The 19,714-nt window shown below is 40.2% G+C and carries 15 protein-coding genes; 10 read left to right on the top strand and 5 right to left on the bottom strand.

Annotated elements, in window-relative coordinates:
• Positions 1-119: 119 nt before the first annotated feature.
• Positions 120-773, bottom strand: a complete 654-nt coding sequence (locus tag ACE1AT_RS27235; protein ID WP_374874111.1) for a Uma2 family endonuclease — start codon at positions 771-773, stop codon at positions 120-122.
• A gap of 167 nt (positions 774-940) precedes the next feature.
• On the opposite strand from ACE1AT_RS27235, the gene ACE1AT_RS27230 reads away from it, so the two are divergent.
• Positions 941-1,411 (top strand): hypothetical protein, encoded by a 471-nt coding sequence (locus ACE1AT_RS27230; protein WP_374874109.1) that lies wholly within the window; start codon positions 941-943, stop codon positions 1,409-1,411.
• 84 nt (positions 1,412-1,495) lie between these two features.
• Here the strand turns inward: ACE1AT_RS27230 and ACE1AT_RS27225 are convergent, their stop codons facing one another.
• On the bottom strand, positions 1,496-3,544 hold the full coding sequence (locus ACE1AT_RS27225; RefSeq protein ID WP_374874107.1) for an elongation factor G: 2,049 nt from the start codon (positions 3,542-3,544) through the stop codon (positions 1,496-1,498).
• A 277-nt stretch (positions 3,545-3,821) separates the two neighbouring features.
• Between ACE1AT_RS27225 and ACE1AT_RS27220 the strand changes: the two genes are divergently transcribed.
• Positions 3,822-4,712: a tetratricopeptide repeat protein gene (locus tag ACE1AT_RS27220; protein WP_374874105.1), complete on the top strand. Its 891-nt coding sequence runs from the start codon at positions 3,822-3,824 to the stop codon at positions 4,710-4,712.
• Between the two features lie 91 nt (positions 4,713-4,803).
• Here ACE1AT_RS27220 and ACE1AT_RS27215 read toward each other — a convergent pair whose 3' ends face one another.
• From ACE1AT_RS27215 to ACE1AT_RS27205, 3 genes are all read right to left on the bottom strand, one after another.
• A complete protein-coding gene (locus ACE1AT_RS27215) occupies positions 4,804-5,196 on the bottom strand; it encodes a response regulator transcription factor (RefSeq protein WP_374874103.1) in 393 nt (130 codons plus the stop codon).
• A gap of 613 nt (positions 5,197-5,809) precedes the next feature.
• On the bottom strand, positions 5,810-5,941 hold the full coding sequence (locus tag ACE1AT_RS27210) for a hypothetical protein (protein WP_374874101.1): 132 nt from the start codon (positions 5,939-5,941) through the stop codon (positions 5,810-5,812).
• A gap of 107 nt (positions 5,942-6,048) precedes the next feature.
• A complete protein-coding gene (locus tag ACE1AT_RS27205) occupies positions 6,049-7,242 on the bottom strand; it encodes an acyltransferase family protein (protein WP_374874099.1) in 1,194 nt (397 codons plus the stop codon).
• A gap of 200 nt (positions 7,243-7,442) precedes the next feature.
• Here ACE1AT_RS27205 and ACE1AT_RS27200 point away from each other — a divergent pair, with 200 nt between their 5' ends.
• The 8 genes from ACE1AT_RS27200 to ACE1AT_RS27165 all read left to right on the top strand — a co-directional run bounded on the left by ACE1AT_RS27200 (position 7,443) and on the right by ACE1AT_RS27165 (position 19,576).
• Complete coding sequence (locus ACE1AT_RS27200) at positions 7,443-7,991, top strand: RDD family protein (RefSeq protein ID WP_374874097.1); 549 nt, start codon at positions 7,443-7,445, stop codon at positions 7,989-7,991.
• A 43-nt stretch (positions 7,992-8,034) separates the two neighbouring features.
• Positions 8,035-8,229: a 50S ribosomal protein L33 gene (rpmG, locus tag ACE1AT_RS27195; RefSeq protein WP_071589147.1), complete on the top strand. Its 195-nt coding sequence runs from the start codon at positions 8,035-8,037 to the stop codon at positions 8,227-8,229.
• A gap of 6 nt (positions 8,230-8,235) precedes the next feature.
• Positions 8,236-8,451 carry a 30S ribosomal protein S18 gene (gene rpsR / locus ACE1AT_RS27190; RefSeq protein WP_131116523.1) on the top strand — a complete coding sequence of 72 codons (216 nt, stop codon included), beginning with the start codon at positions 8,236-8,238 and terminating at the stop codon, positions 8,449-8,451.
• A gap of 229 nt (positions 8,452-8,680) precedes the next feature.
• A complete protein-coding gene (locus ACE1AT_RS27185; RefSeq protein ID WP_374874094.1) occupies positions 8,681-10,729 on the top strand; it encodes a ribonuclease catalytic domain-containing protein in 2,049 nt (682 codons plus the stop codon).
• Between the two features lie 2,195 nt (positions 10,730-12,924).
• Positions 12,925-15,450 (top strand): cell division protein HetF, encoded by a 2,526-nt coding sequence (gene hetF, locus ACE1AT_RS27180; RefSeq protein WP_374874092.1) that lies wholly within the window; start codon positions 12,925-12,927, stop codon positions 15,448-15,450.
• 387 nt (positions 15,451-15,837) lie between these two features.
• Positions 15,838-17,007 carry a tetratricopeptide repeat protein gene (locus tag ACE1AT_RS27175; protein WP_374874113.1) on the top strand — a complete coding sequence of 390 codons (1,170 nt, stop codon included), beginning with the start codon at positions 15,838-15,840 and terminating at the stop codon, positions 17,005-17,007.
• A gap of 248 nt (positions 17,008-17,255) precedes the next feature.
• A complete protein-coding gene (locus ACE1AT_RS27170; RefSeq protein ID WP_374874090.1) occupies positions 17,256-18,122 on the top strand; it encodes a Tab2/Atab2 family RNA-binding protein in 867 nt (288 codons plus the stop codon).
• Between the two features lie 137 nt (positions 18,123-18,259).
• Positions 18,260-19,576 carry a TldD/PmbA family protein gene (locus tag ACE1AT_RS27165; protein WP_374874088.1) on the top strand — a complete coding sequence of 439 codons (1,317 nt, stop codon included), beginning with the start codon at positions 18,260-18,262 and terminating at the stop codon, positions 19,574-19,576.
• The last annotated feature ends 138 nt before the right edge of the window (positions 19,577-19,714 follow it).

The following is a 19,714-nucleotide window of genomic DNA, read 5'->3' as shown; positions in this document are numbered from 1 at the left end:
CTGTAGTTTTGTAGGTTGGGTGTAGCGACAGCGAAACCCAACATTATAGTCTGGTTAATGTTGGGTTACACTCCGTTCCACCCAACCTACATAATGTCCTTTTTGAAAAACTCCTCTTTTCAAGATGGACGAGGTTTATTTTCTCTCACCCATTCTCGAAAAGCTCTCAAAGCCGGACTTCTACCTATTGTTCGGCTTTGTTCAACAAATTGGGGAACTATTTGCAAAATAGCCCAGTTGGGAAAAGTAACACTCATTTCAGATTCTATATATTTGCCATTCTGAAGAATATTAATCTGTAGTTTTCCATCTTCATATCGCCACAGTTCAGGGACTTTTAGTGCTTCGTAAGCATCCAGTTGAGTTTTAGAAGTGACATCAACTTCAATTACTAAGTCAGGTGGTGGATCAATCGTCAAGTCTATTCGCTCTTTAGCAATCATCCGAGCATGATTTTGAATATAAAAAGAATCATCCGGTTCTATACCAAAAGCCATATCCTCACGCTTAAAGGTAGTTGAACCAAAAGTTTCACAATCAATCTCTAACTCTTCGAGCAGGATTTTCACCAAATCTCCAATAATGACTTTGGCTACCTCATGCTTTGGTAATGGTATTGTAATCTCCAAAGTTCCCTGGCTATAAGCTAATCGAGTTGCTCGATGCTCGCCAAGTTCTTCTAAAATTGCCTCAAATTCTTGCCAATTGACATCGTGAAAGATAACTCTATGTCCCGGCGGAACACTTAATTGTCGTAATTGAAGTGTCACCATTAGCAATTACCAAAATCCAGGGCTGATAGAAATATCGTAGCAGGAGATAATCGCTGACTATTGGGCTTTTCATGAAATATGTAAAAAGGAAGTGTTGTTACTTGATTGATATTTTAGGGAAAACTATGAGTATACATTCTGGTACATAACAGCTAAGAGAAATACTTATGGATTTAAATAGATTAATTTGGACTAAAAACGTAAAACCTTTAGATGCTGAACCTTGGGCTTATCGAAGCATAGCTACCATATATCCAAACTTAAAGATTTTCGCTTTACACTGGAGAAATTTAGAACATAAAGACGAAACTCATGTAAAAGAACTACAAGAAGGTGATCTGATGATTCTGAGACAACATGGGAAAGTGACACATATTGTTCAAATGTTAAACAATCAAGTTTATTGTGACGAACAAGCTGGAGATGAATTTAATATTTATCGTCTTGTTCAAGTAGTTTGGATGACTGACGATTGGCATAATCCTCCACATACGGATGAAGTATTTGGTTGTAAGATTAAATTTCCCCCAAGTGGAAAAGCAATAAAATTAGAAAATTTAAAAGCATTCAAAGAACATTGGAGTGCAAAAGAATTAACATTTCAACAACACGTCCAAAACGTATTAAAAAATCATTAATATTAATCGAAAAATAGCCCTGCACTTTTGAGTACAGGGCGTGAATTTTAGATTTTAGACTCATCCAAAATCTAAAATCCCAAACTATTTGCTATTACCATTACCTCCGTTACCACTATTAGTATTCAAAATACGTTCAGCAAGCTTATCTGGTACTTCTTGGAGATGGTCGAATTCCCAGTGGAACGAACCGACGCCGAGAGTTTGCGATCGCAATTCAACGATAAAATTATGCATCTCGGCTTGTGGTAAGTAAGCTGTAACACTATCCCAACCTTGCCAATCATGGATAGCTTCGTAACCTAATATTTGTCCCCGTCTACCAGTCACCAACTGCATAACTTTGGAGGTGAATTCGCTGGGGGCTGTCACTTGTACCCGTAAAATTGGTTCTAGCAGAGTTGGTTGACACTGAGTCATTCCGGTTTGCATTGCTACACGGGCAGCTTGCTTAAATGCTTGTTCGGAACTATCAACGGTGTGGTATGAACCGTTAGTTAAAGTTACCGCCACATCTACAACCGGGAAACCCAAAGGCCCGTGTGCTAAAACTTCCCGCACACCCATTTCCACACCGGGAATATACTGTTTGGGAACTACGCCACCAACGATGGTTTCCTTAAAGTTAAAGCCTTCGCCCCGTGATAGAGGTTGGATGTCCAGATAAACATCCCCAAACTGACCGTGACCACCACTTTGGTGTTTGTAGCGTCCGTGAACTGATGAAGCTGGTTTGCGGATGGTTTCTTTATAAGGAATTTGTGGTAAGTGGGTTGTCATCGGCAAATTATACTTGCGGCGCAGGCGGTCTAGTGCCACTTGTAAATGAATTTCGCCTTGACCCCAAAGGATAACTTCGTGGGTATCCCCGTGTTGTTCCCAAGCAAGAGAAGGATCTTCTTCTAATAATTTGGTGATCGCACCACTCAGTTTAACTTCATCGTTGCGTTTTTCGGGAATAATGGCGAGGGCATAAACTGGTTCGAGTTGTCCAGTTTTGGGTAATTCCTTCGCAGCATTGTTAGAGATTGTATCTCCTGTCTTGATACCCTCCATCCGGCTCAAAGCCACTATTTCTCCAGCCCCAACTTGATTAATTTGGTGTAGCTGTTGTCCCATCTGATGATAGATACCACCAGCACGAACACCGTTGAGGACTATACCATCGGTGAGTTTACCTTGCCAAACCCGCACTAAGGAAAGTTTCCCACCTTGGGGAGTGTAATAAGTTTTTAGCACTTGGGCAATAGTAGCATCGTTTTTTTTGCTGCTACCTAAGCGACGTTCGGCTGTGGTTTCTGGTTCTGGTGCTTCCCGCACTAAGGCTTCTAGTAGGGGTCTGACTCCGTAATCTTGTTCGGCGACACCAAAGAACACTGGTACTACCAAATCAGCCCCTAATTCCATTTTTAAATCTTTAAGGATTTCCTCTTGGGGCGGTTCAATGTCTTCTAAAAGTTCTTCTAGTAAGTGGTCGTCAAAATTTGCTAAAGCTTCGAGCATTTCTGCTCGTGCAATGTGTTCTTCTTCTTTTAATTCTTCAGGAAATGGGACGGGGTCAGCAGGTGCGCCGGAATGATAGTGATATGCTTGTTCGCTAACTAAGTCAATAAAACCAATTAGCTGTTCTTCCCGCATAATTGGGTATTGATGAGCAACTAGGGGACGACTAGAAACAGCTTTAAGGGCGTGCAATGTTTCCAAAACATGGATGTTTGCCCGATCCATTTTGTTAACAAAGACTAGGTGGGGAATTTCCCAGTCATCCAGGAATTTAAATAGAGGCGCAAGAGTGAGGACGCGATCATTGATGGGTTCGCAAACTACAATTGCTGCATCGACTCCGATCAGGGCGTTGTAAGTTTCTTGAGCAAATTCTACACTGCCGGGACAGTCAATAAAGGTGAAGCGGATATCGTTATATTCAGTGTTAGCAGTGCTGACTTCTACGCTCATTTGGCGATCGCGTGCTTCTTGAGAGCTATCGCCGACTGTGTTACTATCCTTAACGCTGCCTTTACGAGAAATCGCACCTGTTACAAATAACAAGCTTTCTAGTAAGGTCGTTTTTCCACTCAAATAAGGGCCGACAATTGCGACGTTTCGCGAACCCGATTTTACTTTTTCGTTCATAAAAACTCCTTTGCGGCCTATGTTTATAACCGCCTAATAGTTGAGTTATGAAGAGTTCAAAACCGTTATTTAGAAAATTATCCCGTCTTTAATTTGACATTAACTCGCCTTTAACCAAGCGGCAAAGAATCGTATTTTGTTGTAAGATTTCGGTCACTAATAATTAAAATTTACAAAGTTTTTTATATAAACTTTAACTTTAGTAAATATATTGCCATCCTCACCAAATCTTTGTTAAGAGAACGTAACTAAATGTAGGTGCAAGATAGTAAAGTATATGCAGGTATTAGTCTATAAATATCGCCTTCGGACATTGGTGAGTTTGATATTTATAAGTGGAATGATTTTTTTACCTTGTTCTTTATTGGCACAGAATACTCCCAGCAAGGCTACAGACTATTTAAATCAGGGATTGCAAGCTGTGCAGACAGGGAAAATACAAGATGCGATCGCGGCTTTTCAACAAGCTGCTCAATTAGATCCCAGCCTTGCTCCAGCACATTACAATTTGGGTTTAGCACTACGACAAGCTGGACAGTTACAACCTGCGGCGGATGCATTTTATCGCGCTACCCAAGCCGATCCCCAGTTTGCTTTAGCTTATGCGAATTTGGGCGGTGCATTGTTAGAAGGCAAGAATTTACAGCAAGCAAATGATTATTTACAAAGAGCAATAGAACTTGATCCCAAACTGGGGGTAGCTCACTATAACTTGGGGTTGGTGAGAGAGGAAGAGCAAAATTGGGATAAAGCGATCGCATCTTTTAAAAAAGCAATAGAATATAGCAAAAATGCGCCAGAACCAGCCTATCATCTAGGCATATGTTATCTGCAACAAAACAAAATCGATAAAGCCAAAGAAGCCTTTCGTAAAGCAATACAAATAAATCCGAAATATCCAGAAGCTTATTATAGTCTTGGTTCAGTTTTATATAACCAAGGTAAGTCAAAAGATGCCCTAGAAGCCTTTAGAAAATCTGCGGAAGCTAATTCCAATTATCCTAATGCTTATTATGGTGCAGGACTAGCTTTTATACAATTACAACAGTACGCAGATGCGGTACAAGTACTGCAATTCGCAAGAGATTTATACAAAATTCAGAATAATCTTGAATGGGCAAATAAAGCAGAACAATTATTACAACAAGCGCAACAAAGACGGAATTAGGGGAAGGGAATCGGGGATCGGGGAGTGTGGGGAGAATTATTTAACAAGTCTCTTTTCCAATCCCCGATCCCCGATCCTCGATCCCTTGTCCTCATTCTGGCTCAAGAAGAGCTTGCACTTGCATCAATAATTCATCAATATTGATCGGCTTGTGCAGAAATCCATCTACCTGTAATTGTTGCTGCTCAAATGTTGGCAATTCGTCATAGGCTGTCACTATCACAATTGCAACTGAAGGCTGATTTTGTCGAATCCATTTGGCTACCTCATAACCATCTAGTTCTGGCATCATTAAATCTAATAACACTAAGTCTGGTGGATTCGCTTCTATTTTGGCAATTGCTGTATAACCACCAGAAGCAATGTCAACTTGATAACCTTCGGACTCTAGAATTGTTGCTAGTAGTAAAGAATTATCGATGACATCGTCAACAACAAGAATTTGTATTTTCTTCAAATTTTCTTCAGGAAACAAACAACTCATACAACAAGATATTTATTAAATGTGTGATTTTATGAGAAGATACTCAAAAAATGAAGCTCTTCCAAAACAAAACCTTTTTCTTCTATATTTCCTCTTACTTTGGTGTTATCTACCTCTGACTGTAGTAGGAATATAAACATATCTAAAGAAATATTAAAAATAATCAAGTAATAATAAATTGACTAATACAGTGTCTATCTATATTAAGAGCAATAGAAGTAATGTAGTTTAAATTACTTTTTATTTGTACTACACAATAACTGTTATTTGAGAAAGCTAAAAACTCAAACAATGCGATCGCCCACACGTCAAAGTGTAGCTAATAGCAATTTTCTCCTAAATTTAAGTACATAATTACTATAGAAGCACAACGTTGCTATATGCCCTTAGTGCGTGGTCTATTGTACTTAGTACAGGATTTCACAAGTTCGTAACGAATTAAATTCATAAAGACTCTGCGCCCCTTTGCGCTAACTCCGCGTTCCTCTGCGTTTAAAAAAGCTACGAATTAATGCAAAGCTGTACTTAGAAAATGCTGTAAAGATTTTGGTATCAGCAGAAGTAGCTTATTGCTGAAAATTTTATCAGTTCTGGGTAAACTGAGATTTTGCACCTAGCCCTGGCGGTTAGAAATCGCAGGAGCATCCCAATTTTTAAAAAATACCTGGCGATGTTCGTAATCACGGGTACACAAACCAAGTCCACCTGGTATTGTGAAGACAAACACAATATCAGGCGGACTCATTCTAGCTTGCGTAGACAGGCTTTATCTGTGCAGCCCTGACTTCTAGTCTGAGGGGATTTTAAACATTTGGGATGCTCCCGTACTACTAGGCTTGAATCACGACATCATTAATTTCCATCTATTTTAATGGCATCTTTAATTTTCCGTTTTTGTAAGAAGCCAGACATAAATGGACGCTCAAAGATTAAATAGAAAATATAGGCAGTCAATAATGATAGTGACAAACCAGTTGTATAGAAGATAATCTCTCTTTTGAGAGGGGTAAATTGTAAAGTATGTAAATACTGATTGAGTACAGTTAAGACTATAGAGTGTAGTAGATATAAGCTGTAAGAAAATGTTCCTAGTGCGATCGCTCCAGGAGATTGTAAGATTTTTAATACTAAAGGTGGTGTTTTCTCTTCTACTATGCAGTTAGTACAGTAGACTAACAAACACGCAGCAGCTAAACCAACACACAATTCATTTACCCATATTTCTAAGCCAAACTTTTGCGACATATCAGCCAATAAAGCCATCCCAAAAAATATTGTGGCTAATAAACCCCATGGTAGTGATTTTCTGATTTTTTGCAAATAGTGTTTTTGAGAAAATCCGATATCTGCTGCCATCATCCCTAAAGCAAACAAACCAAGATACCATGTATGCGCTCTGCCGATTAATCCATGGGATAAATAATAAGGTAATAATCCTAATAAAAAAGCCAAACTGATCACTACAAACCAGCCTAAACGTCGCCATATGGGCAGTAAAATTAGAGGAAATAAGAAGTATATTTGCCATTCAGTAGCAACACTCCACATTGGCCCATTGATTTTATAAATTTCATCGTTGGGAATAAGATTGTGAATTAAAAATAGATGGCAAACAACATCAAAAAGTGAAAAATTATGCTCAAAATGTCCCCAGATATTATTATTCCAATATAGTAAATGAAGATTAATTAAAATTGTGATTAAGATACCGACTATTAATGACAATATCAGTGCTGAATAATATGGTGGCAATATTCGACGCGCTCGCCGCTTTACATAATTCAATAAACCACCGGAAATATAACCTGTATGAGAACGAGATACTGGCAGCATTAAACAGTATCCTGAAAGGACAATAAATATAGCTACACTAAAAAGTCCATATCTAAAAACTTTGCTAAAATTCAGCCACATTCCTGGTAAATTATGTCCTTGTAATTCCCATAGATGAGAAAAAACTACATATAAAGCTGCTAAACCACGTAAACCATCTAGATAATGAAGATGTACTCTCTTCTCGTGAGTGTTCTCTGTCAATTTACTCATTTAATCCACTTTATTTTTAGTTATTTTGAGATTTACTCAATATTACTCATGTTTGTTATATTTAGCTCATAAAAAATGCTTATATTCAACTAAGAATTGGTTAAATAGCGATCGCTATATTTAGGGTTAAAAGCTTTTAAGATTAAAAAGATATAAAAAAACAATAATACTTGCAATAATTTATACAGGCAAAATTTTTTATGACTATTGAACACAGACCCCCACCAAACTATCCCAGAGTTGAATTTGGGCGACGAATTATGGCATTTGGGATTGATTTTTTGATTGTTTGGTCAGTTAGCTCTTTGTTGGGAACTAGTGCGCTTGGGATTCAATTTCTCCAAATACTAGTTTTTGCGATCGCTTGGTTGGTATTACGAGTAGTAGTTGTGTATAACAACCAAGGACAAAGTTTAGGACAGTATGCTCTGGATCTGAGAGTATTGGAAGTTGAACGGGGAAAAGTACCTGATTTACAAGCTCTTTTGAAACGAGAGACGATCATTGGTTTGGGTGCGCTTTTACTTGCGATCGCCTTAAGCAATATTATCCGCAATCCCACTGCTATACTGCTAATACTTCCCCTAGCGATCGATTGTGGTACAGCTGCTGCATCTGACAGCCAGATGCGGCAAGCTTTGCACGACCGCTATGCTAAGACTATAATCGTTTCGACAAGTCGTGGCTATTCGCTAGATATAAAAGTCAAGCGAATACTTGAAACTTTGCAGCGAAATGTGCGAAGATAGGTATTTGTGTTAATTATTCTCAGGCTTAATTGTTTGTAAAATTATGGCTAAGGCTAAAGGTGTCCGAATCATAGTGACACTGGAATGTACGGAGTGCCGTACAAATCCAGATAAACGTTCTCCAGGTGTTTCACGTTATACCTCGACTAAGAATCGTCGTAACACCACCAACCGCTTAGAACTCAAAAAGTTCTGCACTCACTGCAACAAACATACCGTTCATAAGGAAATTAAATAGGCAACCATGAGTTATTATCGTCGTCGTTTGTCTCCGATTAAGCCGGGAGAACCAATTGACTACAAAGATGTAGACTTGCTGCGTAAATTTATCACTGAGCGCGGTAAAATCTTGCCACGTCGAATCACTGGATTGACATGTCAGCAACAGCGAGCGTTAACATTAGCGATTAAACGCGCTAGAATTTTGGCTTTGTTGCCGTTTATCAATGCAGAAGGCTAAGTAGAATTTTAGTTTTGGATTTTGGATTGCGGATTTTAGATCAATCAGCTGAGTTTACGTAGCATTGCACTTGGCGTTTCTGAGTCCAAAATCTAAAATCTAAGAAAGTTTAAGTGTAAAATCGGTTGAGTCAAGCTTAAAATGATTTGGATTTAGGATTTAATAGCAAGTTATTTCATCCAAAATCTAAAACCAAAAATCTAAAATTTTAATCTAAGATGCGAGGCTTGTGGAGAAGGGGACGCTAGTTGAATTTAGACTTCAAGGCGATCGCCGTTTGGGTGTGGTAGATCGTCCAGACGGTAAAACCCGTTGGTTCGTTATCGATGAACGGGGTCAATCTCACAGTCTCGCGCCTAGACAAATCACCTACACAGTCAACGGACAAAGCTATAAATCCTCACAAATTTCTAGTTTTCTAGAAGAAGAAGTCAAGCCTTACTTAGATCCATCAAGTTTAGAAGTAGCTTGGGAACTACTGGTAGAGGATGGGGAAACAGTAACGCCACAAGAAATGGCAAATCTACTGTTTTCGGGATCACAAGCACCTCAGTGTTACGCTGCTTATTGCTTGCTATCAGACGATAAAATCTATTTCAAGCAAAAAGGAGACTCTTACGAACCCCGCACAGCAGTTCAGGTCGCAGAACGCAAACACCAACTAGAAGTAGAGGCGCTCAAAGCAAAAGGACAACAAGAATTTTTGGCTCGTGTCGAGCAAGCGCTCAAAGGTGAAGCAGTCGAGTGGCAAAGACATGACCGCCACCGCTTAGAAGCTTTAGAAAAATATGCTGCGCTGCTTGCCGATATTGTGCGTGTAGGGCTAAATTATGACTCTCTGGCTCGTGCCTATCCGCCGCCAGCACCAGTCCTGGAAACGATGAACATGCTAGGACGTTCTGCAACACCCCAAGGAGCCTTGCAATTATTGGTAGACTTGGGTTGGTGGAGTCCTCATGAAAATTTATTTCTGCGTCGTTCCTCAATTCCAGTCCAATTTCCTCCAAAGGTACTAGAAGTGTCGCAAAAGCGATTGCAATCACCACCGCCTGATCCAGATTCTAACCGCTTGGATCTGACCTATCTCAAAGTGTACACAATTGATGATGAAAGTACTACAGAAATAGATGATGGTTTGAGTTGGGAGCAACTTCCAGATGGGCGGGAAAGATTGTGGGTACATATCGCTGACCCAACACGCTTTTTGATGCCAGAAGATGAGTTAGACCTAGAAGCCAGAAAGCGGGGTAGCACAGTTTATTTACCTACTGGTATGGTTCCCATGTTTCCAGAAATATTGGCAACTGGGCCCATGAGTTTAGTGCAAGGACAGGTTTGTTGTGCTTTGAGCTTTGGAATCATTTTAGATGCATCTGGGGCGGTAGAAGATTACAACATTCATGCCAGTTTGATTAAACCTACTTATCGCCTCACCTACGAAGATGTAGACGAAGTGCTGGACTTAGGCGTGCAGGCGGAACCAGAAATTGCCGCGATCGCCAAATGGGCTAATAAGCGTAAAAATTGGAGATATGCCCAAGGAGCCATCAGCATTAATATGCCGGAGGCGATGATTAAAGTCAAAGAAGACGACATTAACATCTATGTTTTAGACGACTCCACCTCCAGACAACTAGTAGCAGAGATGATGATACTTGCTGGTGAAGTTGCTGCCCGTTATGGACAAGTTCATCAAATTCCTCTGCCTTTTCGTGGTCAACCACAACCAGAATTACCTCCCGAACAAGAATTACTCCAGCTACCAGCAGGTTTTGTCCGAGCCTGTGCTATGCGTCGTTGTATGCCCAAGAGTGAAATGAGCATAACACCAGTGCGTCATGCTGGTTTAGGCTTAGATACTTATACTCAGGCTACCTCTCCCATTCGCCGCTACAGCGACTTGCTCACCCATTTTCAACTCAAAGCACATCTGCGCGGGGATATTCTGCCCTTTTCTGCCGAACAACTCAAAGAAGTAATGATGACCGTCACTACCATCACCCAAGAAGTAACAATGGTAGAACGGCAGACTAACAGATATTGGGCATTAGAGTACTTACGCCGTTGTACAGATAGCGTTTGGCACGCCACAGTATTAATGTGGTTGAGAGAAGATAGCGGTTTAGCACTAATTCTTTTGGAAGATTTGGGTTTGCAGTTGCCAATGTCCTTTCGGCGTGCTTTAAAGTTGGGAGAACAAGTTGCAGTGAAAGTTTCCCACGCTGACCCACAAAAAGATGTAATTCAATTTCAGGAAGTAATTTATCAAGAAGCCTAAGCAGTAATGATATCATGTTCGCTTGAAGACTTATACTGTCGCGTAGGCTGGTAATGGGTAATTGGTAATTGAGATACTGATGATTTTCCAATCCCCAATCCCCAATCCCCAATCCCCAAGCCCCAATCCCCAATCCCCAATCCCCAATCCCCAAGCTTTACATGTGCTTCCACATCACAACATAAACTGACGATGTGGCTAACTATAAAAATGATAAAATAAATTAGTTTGCAATTAACAAATACACAAATGTATCTGAAGTGCAAACAAACAATAAAGTTTTAATACATCTGAGCAATTTTTGCAAAGATGCGTTATCATGTGTTTTTCTCACAAAAAAATCCCCAAGTAGCCGACAGCTATCAAGGGGAGTTTGTTATCAGGGTGCATCTACCATTAATATGTTCTGAGAAAAACCAGTATACTCCGGATAATTTTGTGCAAAAATTTGGCTACATGTTTGTTTTTGCACATAAAAAAAATCCCCTAGCAACCGACAGTTAACTAGGGGAGCGAGTTATCAGGGTGCATCTACCATTAATATGTTCTGAGAAAAACCAGTATGCTCCGGATAATTTTGTGCAAAAATTTGGCTACATGTTTGTTTTTGCACATAAAAAAATCCCCAAGTAGCCGACAGCTATCAAGGGGAGTTTGTTATCAGGGTGCATCTACCATTAATATGTTCTGAGAAAAACCAGTATGCTCCGGATAATTTTGTGCAAAAATTTGGCTACATGTTTGTTTTTGCACATAAAAAATCCCCAAGTAGCCGACAGCTATCAAGGGGAGTTTGTTATCAGGGTGCATCTACCATTAATATGTTCTGAGAAAACCTGCATGTTCCGGATAATTTTGCGAAAATGGGATGAAATAGTTATGAAAAACAACATAAAATCCCTCAGTAGCCGATTACCAACAAGGGGAGTGAGTTATCAGATTTAATCTACCAATCATCTACCAGTCATTTACTAGTTTTTATTCGGTCATCTACCAATCATCTACCAGTTATTTACTAGTTTTTATTCGGTCATCTACCAATCATCTACCAGTCATTTACTAGTTTTTATTCGGTCATCTACCAATCATCTACCAGTCATTTACTAGTTTTTATTCGGTCATCTACCAATCATCTACCAGTCATCTACTAGTTTTTATTCAGTCATCTACCAGTCATCTACTAGTCATCTACCAATCTTTTGCTTGAGAGCAAAATCGTTAGTATAAATTTGGATGCAAACACTAGGGGGATCAAAATATGGGACTAAGCGGATAGTAGGGTATAGAAAACAGAGAATGGAAAATTGGGCATAACAATTGTGAATTTCTCATTTGGAATTAAGTTGGCTTTTTTACTTTTCTGGTTTCAGATCCAATATCCGAAAAAATCTTCCATTTTTGGCAAGATATGAATTAGACCTATACTTACATGTCCTGTTTTTTCCAAAAACAGGGTGGTAAAAATAAAAACCCCCTAGTGCTTGATAGTTAACTAGGGAAACAGAGTTACCAGAGTATATTTACTAATCCAAAATTCTGGTTGTCTATATTGTCATCAGGATAATTTTTCTGGCTTTTCACGGTAAGTGGAAAAATTTCTCGCCATTCCATTAGATGTACCAAACGTGCTATAACGTCTGGTACAAACTAATTTGTGAGCGAATGAGGGGTCAAATCAAGTCTGCTTGAATACTTATCATTAAGAATGACGCTCAGACACAGTGATGTAGTGATGCGGTGGATTTTTTTGATAAATAATTAGGCGGACAAGATACACTACCCAGCATAAGCCAACAGTATTTGAGAGGAGTAGGTTGCAAAAGCAGGGTTAAAGAAAAGATTATTTTGAATATCTTTTTCCTTACCCGATGTCAGTTTCTAGCCTTTCCGTGAAAAGTAAAGGTAAAATTTTGATGCATGGGGGACGTTTTTCTGGTAATGATAGAAAAACTCCCCAGCGTGTATTAGCCAAACAGGGGAGTTAAAGATCAAGGTGCATCTACCAATAAAAATGTTCTAGGCACAGCCGACAAAATCCGGATTAAAGTTGTAGAAGTTGCAAAAGCAGCAAAACAACTGCAATCAGAAACATCTCAGTTGCAAGATGCATCTAAATGTATCAGAAACAGCGAAACATCAACTTGAAAATGAATCGCGTGTAAAACCGGATCAGTAGGAGGCAAACAGGAGTAATTGTGACCCAGGAATTTCAAATTTCCGTAACCCCTGTAGGACAAAACGACTACTTGGTGCGGACGGAAAGAGTCGCGCAGGGAGTGCCGTTGGCAGAAGAACTGGTGACTTGGCCTGTAGCTGATTGGTTGACAGCTGCTGGACATTTGATGAATGATCCATTGAAGTTAGTGTTACAGGGAGACGCGATCGCCAGAAACTCTGTCAACTTAGCAGCATTGGGTCGGGACTTTTACGAGAAATTGTTTAAAGGCACGCTCAGAGATAGTTGGATGGCCGCCCAAGGAATTGCCCAAAATCGCCAGGGTGTGTTGCGGTTACGTTTAGGGTTAAAAGATAATCGGTTAGCACGTTTGCCTTGGGAAGTGATGCACGCAGGCGATCGCCCCCTAGCTACGGGGCCGTACATTGCCTTTTCTCGCTTCCAATCTGGAATTAATGCAGCATCTCGTCTACCATCAAATCTACTGACACCGCCAGAAGAAGGTGGGATCAGAGTATTGATGATCATTGCTTCTCCTAATGATCGAACCCGTTTAAATCTCCTGAAACAAGAAGCCGAAGAACTACAAGCGGAACTGCATCGTCAATCACCACGCTTCTCGGAAACTGGGGCTTATCTGCCAGGAATTGAATTAACTTTGTTAGAACAACCAGGTAGAGAGGAATTAACACAAGTCCTTGAACAAAGACGGTATCACATCCTACACTACTCCGGGCATAGTAACTTAGGCCCTAATGGCGGCGAAATTTATCTTGTCAGTAGTCGAACAGGCCTCACCGAAACACTCAGTGGAGACGACTTAGCAGGCTTACTCGTCAACAACAACATTCAAATGGCAGTGTTTAATTCCTGCTTAGGAGCCTATGCAGCTACTTCTGATCCCACACAAGAAACTGGTGAACGCAATCTTACCGAAAGCTTAGTGAAGCGGGGTATCAGGAGTGTTCTGGCAATGTCAGAACGTATTCCTGATGAAGTTGCACTGACATTGACGCAGTTATTTTACCGCAACCTTGCTCAGGGATATCCTGTGGATCTGTGTGTGAGTCGAGTACGTCAAGGCTTAATTTCTGCCTATGGATCACATCAGATGTATTGGGCGTTGCCTATTTTGTATCTTGACAAAGATTTTAATGGTTATCTTGGGCCGGAAACTGATGCACCCCAAACCACAAAATTACTCAACGATTATGATCAGGCTGTAGGGGGGACACCAGCGTTATACCCAGCCACAGCAGATAATACTAGTCTATCTTTGCCGATTGATAATATGATACCCTCCGAACTGACACAAGAATCTTCGGAGGTAGACTGGCTAGGTGAAGAAACCTGGGGCGATTTGGTAGATGAAATTGAGTATGATGATCCAACCTATGCTCAAGATTCTAATTTCGTTGCCGAGATATTTGGTGAACTAGGCAGTCAAACAGATGCTAACGAGCAAACTTCGATGACAGCCAAACTCATAGGAGAAGATGAAGAAGAGCATGAAAATAATATAGATGATAATGAAGATATAGATGCTTTATGGGGAGAATTTGAACCGCAATTAGCGCCAAACAGACAAATTGCACCAGGAAGGGATGAAGTAGCTGTTGATGACAACTTAGGTGCAGATGCAGATTGGCAAAGTACTTTTGTTTCTTCTTACATTACTCCTTCTCAGAAAGCTGCCTATAGACGACGGGCTAGACGTCAGTTGTTATCTATAATTAGTGTTGTCGGAGTGAGTGCGATCGCAATATTTGTAGGTATAAATTGGTGGCAACAAAATCAACGCACTCCTACTCTATCTGATATACCAGGAATTCCCACACAATCTAAATCTAGTCCTAGTCTATCACCGATTAATCTCAAAACAGAAGCAACTGGAATTGTCACTGCTTATGCTACTGATAAACTCAGCAAGGGTGACTTACAAAATGGACTATTAGCTGTAGAAGCACTTCTTGATCGCAATGCTCTAGAGAATGCAAAAACAGCCCTTGATCTGATTCCTACCGACAAGTTAGACAATCCTTTTGTCAACTTTTTGAAAGGACGGTTAGCATGGCAATTTGCCCAAATCAAAGACACTAGATATAGTGTCGATGATGCCCGTCGATTTTGGGAAAATGCCGTAAAAACCGAACCAACTTCTCTTTTGTATTCTAATGCTTTAGGTTTTGCTTACTACACAGAAGGCAATCTCAATCGTGCTAACGACTCTTGGTTTAAAGCTTTGAACGCGGCTGTTAAACAGAATGCATCAGTCAGTAATGTCGTAGCCAAAACCAAACAAGAAACTCAGGATGCTTTAACGGCTTACGCAGGTTTAGCTATTGGATTATACAAATCTGCACGTAATCAGCCAGATTCTAAACGAGATCAATATATTAGCGAAGCAGTAAAACTGCGGCAAATGGTTATCAAAGATGATCCTATTAGTTTTCAAAAAAATAAATTGGCTAACAATTGGATGTGGTCTGAAGCAGCAATTCAAGATTGGGAGTCTCTATTAAAAATAAACACTAAAACTCAATAATTAACAAAGAATTCACAACTATAGGAATCCGGTTTGATGGGGAGCATCATATTGAAAACATTGGGATGTTCCCATGAAACTGAGGTGTAACAGTGTGATTCTTCCTCCTACACCCTTACACCCACCCTTACGGGTAGACACTCCCTGTCTACTTGCACGCCTGTCGCTAACGCGCCTACACACCCTCACACCCTCACACCCTCACTTCCCTACACCCCTTTTTTAAGTGCGATCGCCACAAGACAATCTCATTGAGCATCAGAAGCTTCAGAATTAATTTCCCATGATGTCTTTATTTGATATAGATTTTCGCACAAAATAAAAGTTGTTTATATTTACATAAATTTTAAAGAAGAATACGATCAACCTATGAAGCTCAGTCTGTGCATGATTGTCAAAGACGAAGAAAAAGCACTTCCCAAATGTCTGGGCAGCGTCAAAAATGTGGTAGATGAAATAATAGTACTAGATACAGGTTCGAGCGATCGCACCGTGCATATAGCTAAGAAATTTGGTGCAAAGGTGCATGAGTTTCCATGGTGCAATGATTTCAGTGCAGCCCGAAATGCAGCCCTAAAGTATGTTACAGGTGATTGGGTTCTGGTTTTAGATGCAGATGAAAGTCTCACACAAAAAATTGTACCCCAGTTGCAAGAGGTGATCTACAGAGAAGAATATTTACTAATTAATCTAGTTCGTCAAGAAGTTGGGGCGGTACAATCTCCTTATTCCTTAGTTTCTCGTTTATTTCGTCATCATCCAGATATTTGTTTTTCCCGCCCTTACCATGCTTTAGTTGATGATAGCGTCACTGAAATTTTATCCAAAGAGCCGCAATGGCAAGTAGGTTATTTACAAGGTGTGGCAATTCTGCATTCTGGTTATGAAAAACATGCCATTAACCAAAATAACAAATATGCGAAAGCACAAACAGCAATGGAAGAGTTTTTAACAACTCATCGTGATGATCCCTATGTTTGCAGTAAACTAGGGGCATTGTATGTCGAAACTGGGAAAATTCCTGAAGGTGTAGAGTTATTAGCAAGAGGAGTGACTACCGCAGAAGACAATTATGATATTTTGTATGAACTTTACTATCATTTAGGTATTGCCTACAGCCGATTACAAAATCTAAAACAGGCTGTTGCTCATTATCAAGCTGCTATTAAATTGCCTATTTACCCTATTCTTAAACTAGGTGCTTACAACAATTTGGGTAATTTACTCAAAACAGCTGGAGATTTAAATAATGCCAAGATTGCTTATGAAAATGCGTTGAAGATTGACCCTAATTTTGCCACAACTCATTACAATTTGGGTATGACTCTCAAAGCAATGGGTTTATACACAGATGCGATCGCCTGCTATCAAAAAGCTATTGGGATCAATCCTAACTACGCAGATGCATATCAAAATCTCGGCGTTGTCTTACTCAAAATCGGTAATTTACAGGCTAGTTTAGCTGCCTTTAGTAGAGCGATCGCTTTACATGAAAAAAATAATCCCCAAGAAGCACAGCGATTGCGGCAAGGATTGCGAGAAATGGGCTTAATTTAGGCAATAATCCGACAGAATGACTAATAATCAAAAAAAATCCTAAGCTTCTACAGGAAGCTCAGGACACTCAATAAATGGATTGTTTCTAAAATAGCAAATTTTAATAAAAATTTAGATTGTTTTTATTTATGTTTAGTGTTAATCGAGTTCTTTGTTGGCTAACAACATCCCAACCTTTGCCCCGACGCTACACATAGGCTCGTATGATGAAGATATAGAAAAAAGTAGCCAAATTTTAACGGCATCACATGGGCAGTATTTGGGAACTTGATTTTTACTCCCGTCCAATTTTGGACGAAAATCAGAAAAAAGTTTGGGAAGTTCTAGTGTGCGAAAGTCCCTTAGATACACGCACCAAAATTGATTCTTTGTTTCGCTATGCTCAGTATTGCCCCAGTACCCAGGTAAACTCTGTATGGCTGCGAACTGCTTTGCAGTCAGCAATAGACAAAGCAGGAGAAGCACCGATTAAAATCCGCTTTTTCCGTCGCCAAATGAATAATATGATTACCAAAGCTTGTGGTGATATTAGCATTCCAGCACAGCCAAGCCGACGGACTTTGATGCTTAATCAATGGTTAGAGCAGCGGATGGAACAAGTGTATCCACAAGAACCAGGGTACCAAGGCGGGGTAAATCCCTCAGTACGTCTAGAAGCACCTTTACCTCAACGTTTACCAGATGCTTTGGAATGGCAACAATGGGGATTTGTGACTTTAGCAGCATCAGAATTGTTTGATATGCCTGAGTGGAAAATTGACTTTGGCGAAGGATTTCCCTTGGAGTTAGCACAAATTTCGGTTGAAACTAACATTCCTGGGATCTTGATTTTCTCACCAAGAGCGTTACCTCTGGCAGGCTGGATGTCTGGATTAGATTTAGCTTGGTTGAGATTTGACGACAGTCCACAAGGAGGAAGATTGCTGTTAGAAACTGGTGCAACAGAAAGTTGGATTTTAGCGAATCTCAAAAAACCTCAAATTCTGGCAGAAGCCAGAAATTTTGAACAAGCCAAGCAAAAAGCCAATGGAGTACATTTTATCGGAGTGCAGTCTGATCCCCAATCCGAATCTTTTGCAGGATTTTGGCTGTTGTGTGAGATCAATCTATCTTAAAGTGAATTGGGAGAGAAAAATGGATAAAGGCTAAGGGATAAAGGGTAAGGGGAGAAATTTTATCACCTTTACCCTCTGCTGTTACCTTTAACCTTTCCCCCTTTTAACTATTCCCTAATCCACTGCCAGTACAAAACATGGTGTCTAAAAAGTTACCAAAAGATACACTAGCAGAACAATTGCTGGAACTAGCTTTAAAAGCCGGGGCCGAAGCTGCTGAAGTTTATCAATCGCGATCGCTTTCTCGACCAGTATTTTTTGAGGCAAACCGTCTCAAGCAGCTAGAAACTAGCCAAGCTGAGGGTACAGCATTAAGGTTATGGTCTAATGGGCGTCCAGGACTGGCAGTAGCCTATGGGATTGTGGAACCACAAGCTTTGGTAGAACGTGCCTTGTCTTTGAGTCAGCTAAATCAACCGGAAACCTTGGAATTAGGCAGTAACTTCCAGCCCTCTTACCCTGACTTAGGACAAGATGTATCAATAGAAAAATTAGTGGAGTGGGGTAAAGAAACAATCGCCCTAATTCGTGATGTTTACCCAGAAGTTCTTTGCAACGGCGACTGGGAATGTGATGTGGAAACTACTAGACTTGTAAATACTAAAGGTCTTGATTGTTACTACAACGACACTACTCTCAGTTGCTATATTTCGGCTGAATGGGTACGGGGAGACGATATTTTAAGTGTTTCCGATGGTGAAACCGAACGTGACAATCTCCAACCGAAAAAACTTGCTCACCAAATTTTACAGCATCTAGATTGGACAAAAGAAAACGTCCCGCCGCCTCATGGTCGTGTCCCAGTTTTGTTTACTTCTAAAGCGGCTGATATGCTTTGGGGGACTGTGCAAGCTGCATTAAATGCGAAACGCGTTTTGGAAGGTGCTTCTCCTTGGGCAGAACGCATTGGTAAGCTAGTAGTTTCTCCCTCCCTTACCCTTTATCAAGATTCCGAAGCAGGACCCTACAGTTGTCCTTTTGATGATGAAGGTACTCCGACTCAGCCTATGGTGTTTATCCAAAACGGAGAATTACAAAATTTTTACTGCGATCGCACCACCGCAAGTCAACTTGGTAGTTTTTCCACAGGTAATGGTTTTCGACCAAGTTTAGGTAGTTATCCCACCCCTGGCTTATTTAATTTCCTCATCCAACCTGGTTCGGGATCACTACCAGAATTAATTAAGTTACTGGATGATGGTTTAATCGTGGATCAAATGTTGGGTAGTGGAAGCGGAATTTCTGGTGATTTTTCTATCAACGTAGATTTAGGCTATCGTGTCCAAAATGGTGAAATAATAGGACGTGTAAAAGATACGATGGTGGCAGGTAACGTTTATACTGCACTCAAACAAATAGCTAAACTAGGCGGCGACGCTGATTGGAATGGTTCGTGTTATACCCCTTCTCTCATTGTGGAAGGACTATCTGTAACTGGTAGGACTAATGGGTAAGTAAGTCGGTGGGAATAAATCGAACTATGTTAAGGAATGTAAAAAATTGGGAATTAAGTTCGTAGTAAGGACTTCAGTCCTTATTTGAGGACTAAAGTCCTCACTACAAACCTTGAATTATTTCCGCCGTTCTACTTA

The organism is Pelatocladus sp. BLCC-F211, assembly GCF_041928655.1.
Lineage (GTDB): Bacteria > Cyanobacteriota > Cyanobacteriia > Cyanobacteriales > Nostocaceae > Pelatocladus.
This window is presented reverse-complemented; position numbering and strand designations above follow the sequence as displayed.